The organism is Advenella faeciporci, from assembly GCF_014652395.1.
Taxonomy (GTDB): Bacteria; Pseudomonadota; Gammaproteobacteria; order Burkholderiales; family Burkholderiaceae_B; genus Advenella; species Advenella faeciporci.
On sequence record NZ_BMYS01000038.1, the window covers coordinates 1 to 9,240 of the forward strand.

At 53.2% G+C, this 9,240-nt stretch carries 9 protein-coding genes; 3 read left to right on the top strand and 6 right to left on the bottom strand.

Annotated features, from left to right (window positions below; genetic code table 11):
* The 5 genes from IE074_RS14925 to glnH form a co-directional block, all read right to left on the bottom strand.
* The coding region (locus IE074_RS14925; RefSeq protein ID WP_229794043.1) for a hypothetical protein at positions 1–258 on the bottom strand (258 nt) is incomplete at its 3' end.
* Positions 259–296: 38 nt separating this feature from the next.
* Positions 297–2,162, bottom strand: coding sequence for a dihydroxy-acid dehydratase (ilvD, locus tag IE074_RS14525; protein WP_189386165.1), 1,866 nt, complete (start codon positions 2,160–2,162; stop codon positions 297–299).
* Positions 2,163–2,188: 26 nt separating this feature from the next.
* On the bottom strand, positions 2,189–2,917 hold the full coding sequence (glnQ, locus tag IE074_RS14530; RefSeq protein ID WP_308429778.1) for a glutamine ABC transporter ATP-binding protein GlnQ: 729 nt from the start codon (positions 2,915–2,917) through the stop codon (positions 2,189–2,191).
* Positions 2,914–3,624: a glutamine ABC transporter permease GlnP gene (gene glnP, locus IE074_RS14535; RefSeq protein ID WP_189386166.1), complete on the bottom strand. Its 711-nt coding sequence runs from the start codon at positions 3,622–3,624 to the stop codon at positions 2,914–2,916. Before glnP ends, glnQ begins: the two co-directional genes overlap by 4 nt.
* 117 nt (positions 3,625–3,741) lie before the next feature.
* Entirely contained in the window at positions 3,742–4,500 is a 759-nt protein-coding gene (gene glnH / locus IE074_RS14540) for a glutamine ABC transporter substrate-binding protein GlnH (RefSeq protein ID WP_189386167.1), read from the bottom strand.
* A gap of 202 nt (positions 4,501–4,702) precedes the next feature.
* Here glnH and IE074_RS14545 point away from each other — a divergent pair, with 202 nt between their 5' ends.
* Positions 4,703–5,743 (top strand): C45 family autoproteolytic acyltransferase/hydrolase, encoded by a 1,041-nt coding sequence (locus IE074_RS14545; RefSeq protein ID WP_189386168.1) that lies wholly within the window; start codon positions 4,703–4,705, stop codon positions 5,741–5,743.
* An 8-nt stretch (positions 5,744–5,751) separates the two neighbouring features.
* Here IE074_RS14545 and ispB read toward each other — a convergent pair whose 3' ends face one another.
* Positions 5,752–6,717, bottom strand: a complete 966-nt coding sequence (gene ispB, locus IE074_RS14550) for an octaprenyl diphosphate synthase (RefSeq protein WP_189386169.1) — start codon at positions 6,715–6,717, stop codon at positions 5,752–5,754.
* 149 nt (positions 6,718–6,866) lie between these two features.
* Here ispB and IE074_RS14555 point away from each other — a divergent pair, with 149 nt between their 5' ends.
* The gene (locus IE074_RS14555; protein WP_189386170.1) at positions 6,867–7,739 is read left to right on the top strand and encodes an ATP-binding protein; all 873 of its coding nucleotides are present in this window, start codon (positions 6,867–6,869) and stop codon (positions 7,737–7,739) included.
* Between the two features lie 45 nt (positions 7,740–7,784).
* Positions 7,785–8,741 (top strand): Nudix family hydrolase, encoded by a 957-nt coding sequence (locus IE074_RS14560; protein ID WP_189386171.1) that lies wholly within the window; start codon positions 7,785–7,787, stop codon positions 8,739–8,741.
* Positions 8,742–9,240: the final 499 nt, after the last annotated feature.

Sequence of the window (9,240 nt, forward strand, 5' to 3'; positions counted from 1 at the left end):
CTGGCCGGATAGATACGCTTGGACTAATTTGATTTTGAACGGCAAATCATATTTTGTCATTGAAAAGACCCCTAAAAGTTGAATGGGTGTCCAACTTTTTGGGGTCAGTTCAGAGCATGGGAACCAGCAACCAGCAAAACCAGCAACAACACCACTGTTTCCACGAAGCAGGAAAATTCCCCTCTGCGGAGGGGTGGCAGGCAAAGCCTGACGGGGTGGTTCCCCACCCAGAAACAAACAGCCCTTGCTACCGGACACGGGCACAACGCCCCACCCATCCGGTTACCGTTAAAAAATCAACGACGCTTCAGCTGGCTGACGTCCCGCACGGCGCCACGGTCGGCCGAGGTGGCCAGGGCCGCATACGCCTGCAAGGCCTGTGACACATAGCGCTCGCGGTTTTCAGGTTGCCATGCACGATCACCCTTGGCCTCCATGGCTGCACGACGGTGCGCCAGCTCTTCATCGGAAATGGCCAGGTGAATGGTACGGTTTGGAATATCAATCTCGATACGATCACCTTGCTGGACCAGACCGATATTGCCGCCTTCAGCCGCTTCAGGGGAAGCATGGCCAATAACCAAACCCGACGAACCGCCAGAAAAGCGGCCATCTGTCAGCAAAGCGGCCTTGGCACCCAGACCTTTGGATTTCAGGTAAGAGGTTGGATACAGCATTTCCTGCATGCCCGGGCCGCCTTTGGGGCCTTCGTAGCGAATAATCACGACATCGCCTTCCTTGACTTCATCACCCAGAATACCGGCCGTCGCATCTTCCTGGCTTTCAAAAATGACGGCCTTGCCGGTAAACTTCAGAATGCTTTCATCGACACCAGCCGTTTTAACGATACAGCCATTAGTGGCCAGGTTGCCATACAGTACCGCCAGGCCCCCATCTTCTGAATAGGCATGTTCATGGCTGCGGATACAACCCTTGGCACGGTCAAGATCCAGGCTGGGATACTGACGATCCTGGCTGAAAGCCACCTGGGTTGGAATACCACCCGGTGAAGCCTTGTAGAACTCTTTCACTTCTTCAGTGGCATGACCACTGTTGACATCCCACTGCTCAATGGCTTTGCCCAGCGTACCGCTATGAACGTTTCCGGCATTGAGATCCAGTTTGCCGGCACGGGCCAGCTCACCCAGAATTGCCATCACGCCACCGGCACGGTGCACGTCTTCCATATGATACTGGCTGGTTGCCGGTGCCACTTTACACAGGCAAGGTACCTGACGGGAAATGCGGTCGATATCGGTCATGCTGAAATCAACACCCGCCTCTTGGGCCGCTGCCAGCAAGTGCAGCACGGTATTGGTAGAGCCGCCCATGGAAACGTCCAGGGCCATGGCATTTTCATAAGATGTTTTGGTGGCGATATTGCGCGGCAGGACAGAGGCGTCATCCTGCTCGTAATAGCGTTTGCAAAGATCAACAATCAGGCGGCCCGCACGCAGGAACAGGGCTTTGCGTTTGGCATGGGTGGCCAGCAGGGATCCGTTCCCCGGCAAAGACAGGCCCAGCACTTCGGTCAGGCAGTTCATGGAGTTGGCGGTAAACATGCCAGAGCATGAACCACAGGTTGGGCAGGCACTACGCTCGGTTTCTTCGGTTTCCGCATCAGATACGGTTGGATCACCCGCCTTGATCATGGCATCAACCAGGTCAAGTTTGGCAATGACTTTGCCGGTACCCGGAGCCAGGATTTTACCGGCTTCCATGGGACCACCCGATACAAACACAACAGGGATATTCAGGCGCATGGCGGCCATGAGCATGCCAGGAGTGATTTTATCGCAGTTGGAAATACACACCATGGCATCGGCACAGTGCGCATTCACCATATATTCAACTGAATCGGCAATAAGTTCACGCGAAGGCAGGGAATACAGCATACCGCCATGGCCCATGGCAATCCCGTCATCAACCGCAATGGTATTGAACTCTTTGGCAACACCTCCGGCCGCTTCGATTTCACGCGCCACCAGCTGCCCCATATCTTTCAGGTGCACATGCCCTGGCACAAACTGGGTAAACGAGTTGACCACGGCAATAATAGGTTTGCCGAAATCTCCGTCTTTCATCCCTGTGGCTCGCCACAAAGCGCGGGCACCGGCCATATTGCGGCCATGTGTAGAGGTTTTTGAACGATACTGAGGCATACTGATTCCTAAAACTAACTTGTACGTTACACAACGTGTTGTAAAAAGTCTTTCAAACGCTGACTTGGAGGATTAGATAATAATTCAGATGGCGGGCCATCATGGGCTATTTTACCCTGATCGATAAAAATTAAGCGGCTTCCCACCTTGCGGGCAAAGTCCATTTCATGTGTTACCACAATCATGGTCATGCCCTCTTCAGCAAGATCCTTCATGACCTTCAGGACTTCATGGCGCAATTCGGGGTCAAGAGCCGAGGTGGGTTCATCAAACAGCATCAGTAACGGATTAACCGCCAGCGCCCGGGCAATTGCCACGCGCTGCTGCTGCCCGCCTGACAGCTCACCGGGGTAATGATCCATACGCTCGGCCAGGCCGACTTTTTCAAGCAGGGCAATCGCTGTCTCGCGAGCCTGCCTGTTGGACATGCCGCGGGCATGGATGGGCCCGAACATGACATTTTCCAGTGCCGTCAATTGCGGAAACAGGTTGAACTGCTGGAACACCATACCCGCTTCCCGACGCAGTTCGCGTACCTCGGAAGGCTTGCCCCGCACGCTTAACTTGCCCACCCGTATATCGCCACCCTGAATGGTTTCCAGGGCGTTGATGCAACGCAGGAACGTGGACTTGCCCGACCCAGAAGGCCCTACCACAACCACCACTTCACCCTTATTGATATTCAGGCTGATATCATCAAGAATGGTGTTGTTGCCAAATTTTTTAACCACATGCTCAAAGGTGACCATACTCATAATATTCGCATCCTACGTTCCATGGTTTTCAGGATCAGTGCGATCAAACCGGTCAGGATCAGATAGATAACCGCAACCGCCCCCCAGATTTCAACGGCCCTGAAATTGCTGGCCATGATCTCCTGGCCCTGCCGGGTCAATTCGGCCACCCCGATCACGATAAACAGGGAAGAGTCTTTCAAACTGATAATACACTGGTTGCCCAGGGCGGGAATCATGCGCCTGAAGGCTATCGGCCCGATAATGCGGAACAGGATTTTGTAAAAGGGCAAGCCCATGGACTGCCCCGCTTCAAACAGTCCCTTGGGCACGGATTGCAAGGCACCACGCACGATTTCAGCGATATAGGCACCGGAATTGATAATGAGTGTCGCAATGGCCGCACTCATGCCGTCAACCCGCACATCCACCATAAGTGGCAAGGCAAAGTAAATGAACATGACCTGAACCACAATGGGGGTACCCCGGACAATCAGGATATAGCCCTGAGCAAGCATGGAAACCAGCGGCAGCAAAATACCGCTCAGCGGGCGCTGGCGTATGATATCTATTGAAAACCAGCCCGGCACATACGTACGGATGACCCCCGCCAGCGCACCCAGCAAGGCACCGCCAAACAAGCCCCAAAAAGTAATTTTGATTGTCACCAGCGTGCCTTTCCAGAGACTGGGCAAAGCATCCCAAACAACCGACAAATCAAAGTCCATAAGCCTTTCCTTATTATTTGCAATAACGGCAATGTACAAAGCAAAAACGGTGATTGCCCATACAGGACGCAATCACCGTTTCATATTGCCCTATAAACGCTTCAGGCGCCTGCTTGATTACTTGACTTCGCTACCAAACCATTTGGTATAGATTTTGTCGTACTCGCCACTGTCTTTCAGGGTTTTCAGGGCCGCATTGACTTTTTCCACCAGATCACTGCCTTTAGGGAAAGCAATACCGTAGAAATCACCACTTTGCAATGCGCCCGTGACCACCACCTTGCCCTTGCCGGCCGTGTTGGCATAGTACTGGACATTAGGCGTATCGTGCACCACTGCGTCCACCCGGCCAGTCGCCAGATCAAGGAAGGCATTGTCAATGTTCGGGAAGAGTTTCAGTTTGGCTTCGGGCACTTCTTTTTTCAGGAAATCCACGGTTGCCGTACCGGTTTTAACCGCCACGTCTTTACCGGCCAGGTCTGCCGCGGTTTTAATGTTTTCATTTTTGACGGAAGTCAGGATGGCCAGGCCGCTTTCATAGTAAGGATCGGAAAAGTCGATGACTTTCTTGCGCTCATCCTTGATGGTGATGCCGGCCAGCGCCGCATCAATGTTTTTAGTTTGCAGGCCCGGAATGATACCGTTGAAATCCATGGGCTGAAGGCGATATTTCAGGTTCAGCTCTTTGGCAATGGCATCCCATAAATCGATATCGAAACCAACGTACTTATCGTCCTGTTTAAACTCAAAAGGCACAAAAGCGGTATCAGTAGCAACAACCAGTTCCTTATCTTGTGCATAAGCCGTGGTAACAACGGGTACTGCAAATGTCATGGCAACACCCAGCAATGCTGCTTTCATTTTGTTTTTCAACATGTCTACTCCTGAATTCGTTTGATGATACTTTCTGTTCTTCCGGCACTGGGATAATGCTACTCTTAGATACCGAAGAAAACTCAATATAACCTGTTTTATAGGATAATGAACAGTTAAAAACAAGGCCTTAAGGTAAACCCGAAAGCCCATAACATTTATATCCGTTTTTTTAAATTCAGTCTTTACCGAAAAGGTGCTTTCCATGCTGTCTTACATCAATATCCAGGGCTCGTCCCATGAGGCTGGCCGTCAGCTAGGTGAATTTGGTGCCCCCGGCGTACATGCCTTCCTGCTTGAATCACCTGACTGGGCGTATATCACTTCTTTCAGACATGACCCGCAAATCATGGAGATGAAAACCCGGGTACAACAGCATTTTCCTGCCATCTGGGAAGAAATCCAGGGGTTGGCAAAAGGACTCGAACTGGATGAAACCGATGTATTCCTGTGGAATTGCCGTGGCGATATCTGGGCCATGAGCAAAGACGGCTGCACCACCGTACAATACCCGCAAACGGCACAACGCACTGAACGGCGCATTTGCCACAATGAAGACGGCTACCCGGAATTTAACGGTTATTGCGCCATGGCCCGTTACCAGGTTAATGACTCACCCGCTTTTGCTGCTTTTGTGTATCCGGCCTCGATCCCCGGCCACACCTTTGCGGTTACCCATACCGGCCTGGCCATGACCGTTAACAACCTGCGAGCCCGCCATGTGGCAAGCGGCATTCCCCGCATGGTGCTGACCCGAGCCCTGTTAAACCAAGCCAGCCTGGAACAGGCCGTGGAGCTGCTGCAAAGGTTTCCACGAGCCGGTGGTTTTCATATTAGTCTTGCCCACACTGGCAGCCCCAATCTGCTCAGTATTGAATTTTTTTCATCTGCCTGTTCCGTCAACATCATCACCGCCGACCAAGTGCATGCCAACCATGCCATCCATAGCGAAACGTTTAATTACCCGCAAATCATTACCGGTTCATCGGGCTGGCGCCAGCTTCGGGGCCAGCAAATGCTGGCTGAGGGGGTAAGCCACCCGCTTGAGATCCTGGCCGACCAAACTCATCCGCAATTTCCGGTCTATCGCAAGCAAGTTAATGACAGCGACCACGAAAACACCCTGGCAACCGCAGATATGCAAATTGGGCCGCAGGGTATTCAATGGCAGGTTTACGACGCCCCCTGGCCAGCCAAACCGCTGTATATCTTCAAGAACGCCGATCTGGTTTCCAGCAATATTTAGCGACCCGATCAGCTATTGCGGTTGGTGGAAAAATGGCAAAAACCAATCAACGCATCTTTATAGGGAGAATCCGGGAAGGGTGCCAGGGCATTTAAGGCGCGTTCGGCCTCTTCCTGCGCAATCTTGCGGGTGTACTCAAGGGCATCGGTGGCCTGAATGGCCCGGGCAACCTCGGTAAAATCGGCTTCTCCGGTTTCAATGGCTTTATACACCAGGTCGCGCTGTTCAGGTGTGCCCACCTGCATGACCCGAATGAGAGGCAAGGTTGGTTTGCCTTCGCGCAAATCGTCACCCACGTTCTTGCCCAGCGCTTCGGCATCGCCAGAGTAATCAAGCACATCATCAATCAACTGGAAAGCGGTACCCACATAACAGCCATAATCGGCTGCCGCCTTTTCCTGTTCCGGGCTGGCACCGGCAATCACCGCACCGGTCTGGGCCGCTGCCTCAAACAGTTTTGCCGTTTTATAACGAACAACCTGCAAATAACGTTCCACCGAAACATCGGGGTCGTGCACATTCAACAACTGCAGGACTTCACCCTCGGCAATAATAGTGGTGGCATTGGACACGATTTGCATCACCCGCATGGAATCGATATCCACCATCATTTCAAATGAGCGGGAATATAAATAGTCGCCCACCAGCACGCTGGCCGCGTTGCCGAACACCGCATTGGCCGTACTGCGCCCGCGCCGCATGTCGGACTCGTCAACCACGTCGTCATGCAACAGGGTTGAAGTATGAATGAACTCGATAATGGCAGCCATTAAATGATGGTCGGCCCCTTTATAACCTAGCGCATTGGCAACCATCAGAACCATGGCAGGCCGCATACGCTTGCCCCCAGCGCTGATGATATAGTCACCAATAGTACGGATCATGACGACTTCAGAGTTCAAACGCTGACGAATAACGGCATCGACCGCTTTCATGTCATTGGCAATGGGGCTAACAATCTCGGCTAAGTTCAAGGTAAATCCAACAGATTAAGAAAAAGAATCAATTTAGAAGGCTGTCAAAGTGTGTAATTATATTCGACTCACCCGAATATCGCAGTGAAAAACCCTATTTCAGTGATAATGTATCTGTTTTTAATGCTTTTTCAAACCACTTTGCAGCAATGACAAACCACGATTTGACCACACTGATCTCACGCGCCGAACGCGTGCTGGGCCAGCTTGAAGCATGGCTGCCCCCTGCCCCCCCCACCCCCGACTGGAATGCCACCGCCTTCCGGTGGCGCAAAAAAGGCAATACGGCCTGGCTTGAAGCCGTCAAACACATCTCGGCCATCACCCCGGATGACCTGAAACATATCGACCGCCAAAAAAACATCATCGAACGCAACACCCTGCATTTCCTTGCAAAAAAACCGGCCAATAACGTTCTCATGACCGGTGCCCGCGGCACTGGCAAAAGCTCCCTGGTCAAGGCCATGCTCGACAAATACGCCAGCCAGGGCCTGCGCCTGATTGAAGTGGACAAATCCGATCTGGGTGATCTGGCCGATATTGTCGACCTGGTTGCCCAGCGCCCTGAACGCTTCATCATTTTCTGCGATGACCTCTCTTTTGAAGAAGGCGAGGCCAGCTACAAGGCGCTTAAATCCATTCTTGATGGCTCCATCTCTTCGGCGGGCGACAACGTGCTGGTTTACGCCACCTCAAACCGTCGCCATTTAATGCCCGAATACATGAGCGAAAACCTTGCCGCCAAACATCAAAGCGATGGCGAAGTCCACCCTGGCGAAACCGTGGAAGAAAAAATTTCACTGTCCGAGCGCTTTGGCTTATGGCTGTCCTTTTACCCGTTCAGGCAAGACGACTACCTGGACATTGTCTACCACTGGTTGCGTGAACTGGGTTGTCCCGAAGAACACATATTGGCCAGCCGTACCGAAGCCCTGCAATGGACCCTTGAACGCGGTTCACGTTCCGGCCGCGTTGCCCGTCATTTCGCGCGCGACTGGGCCGCACGCCACATGGATCAATGAACCCGTTAATAAACAATTAAACCCGTTAAGCCAAAATACACAAACATGTCAAAACCACACATCCATGTCGCCGTTGGCGTCATCATCCGTGACAACGGCGAAATACTGCTGGGGCAACGCCCCAAAGGCAAACCCTGGGAAGACTGGTGGGAGTTTCCCGGTGGCAAAATAGAAGCCGGTGAAACCGTACACCAGGCCCTGTGCCGCGAACTGAAAGAAGAACTCGACATCACTGTCGAACAAGCCACTCCATGGGTCAACTTTGTTCACGAATATCCCAAAAACATCGTACATCTTGCCTTCTGGAAAGTCACCCGCTGGCAAGGCACACCCACCGGCCTTGAAAACCAGCAACTGGCCTGGACCCAACCGGAAAGCGCAGAACAACTGGGCCAACTGTTACCCGCCTCGTTGCCCCCGCTTAAATGGCTGGGCATCCCCAACCGTTACGCCATCAGCGCCATCGGCTCGGCCGCCAACGCTCCCGCCTGGCTGGAAAAACTGGACTCACTGCTGGACCGCGGAATCCGCCTTTTCCAACTGCGCGAACCCAACTGGGACGAAGGCCCCAAAGCCGAATCCCTGAAAGCACTCATGCTGGAAATACACCAGCGCTGCCACCAAAAAGGTGCCCGCCTGATCATCAACAGCATCCACCCCAAAGCCTGGTGGAGCCTGGCCGATGGCGTGCAACTAAGGGCCCAGGATGCCCTCCTGCTGGAAGAACGGCCCTTGCCTGAAGATAAACTGGCAGGTGTCTCGGCCCACAACCTGGCGGACCTGCTCTACGCCAACATCCTTCGGGCCGACTTCGCCGTCCTTGGCCACGTTTTGCCCACTGCCAGCCACCCCGGCCAGCCCCCGCTGGGCTGGGAAACTTTCGCCCAACTGGGCAACGAGGCCGGCCTGCCTGTTTTTGCCATTGGCGGCATGAATGAAACCCTGCTGCCCGTCGCCCAACAAAACGGCGCGCACGGAATTGCGGGGATTAGCGGGTGGTGAACCATTAAAGCGGTTTGCGTTAACTACGGTGGGCGTATCTGCTTGTTTGCTTGATCCCATGCTCCCGCGTTGCTTGATCCCATGCACCCGCGTGGGATCACTACCCCGGAGCTACGATAGGCGTATCTGCTTGTTTAGAACCACCCCGGCGCTGCGCGCCACCCCTCCACAGAGGGGAATTATCCAAACCCTTTTTATCGTTGAAAAAAGTTCAACAAATTCCCCTCTGTGGAGGGGTGGCAGGCGAAGCCTGACGGGGTGGTTCTGAATAAACCCAATACGTCCCTCGCAGCGCCGGGGTGGTTCTGAATAAACCCAATACGTCCCTCGCAGCGCCGGGGTGGTTTTGAATAAACCCGATACGTCCCTCGCAGCGACGGGATGGTATTTTCTCAAAAAGAACCCATCCGTCCAAACCAGTAAAAGGCGAAAAAAACACCACCGGTGCAGCGACTTCGGCCCGCAGGGGCGTCGGAGCAAACCGGTGGTGTTTTTTTCG

Coding starts and splice junctions, on each gene's coding strand:
- IE074_RS14545 (WP_189386168.1), top strand. CDS start 4,703: ATGCTGTCTTACATCAATATCCAGGGCTCGTCCCATGAGGCTGGCCGT.
- IE074_RS14560 (WP_189386171.1), top strand. CDS start 7,785: ATGTCAAAACCACACATCCATGTCGCCGTTGGCGTCATCATCCGTGAC.
- IE074_RS14555 (WP_189386170.1), top strand. CDS start 6,867: ATGACAAACCACGATTTGACCACACTGATCTCACGCGCCGAACGCGTG.
- ilvD (WP_189386165.1), bottom strand. CDS start 2,162: ATGCCTCAGTATCGTTCAAAAACCTCTACACATGGCCGCAATATGGCC.
- glnP (WP_189386166.1), bottom strand. CDS start 3,624: ATGGACTTTGATTTGTCGGTTGTTTGGGATGCTTTGCCCAGTCTCTGG.
- glnH (WP_189386167.1), bottom strand. CDS start 4,500: ATGTTGAAAAACAAAATGAAAGCAGCATTGCTGGGTGTTGCCATGACA.
- glnQ (WP_308429778.1), bottom strand. CDS start 2,917: ATGAGTATGGTCACCTTTGAGCATGTGGTTAAAAAATTTGGCAACAAC.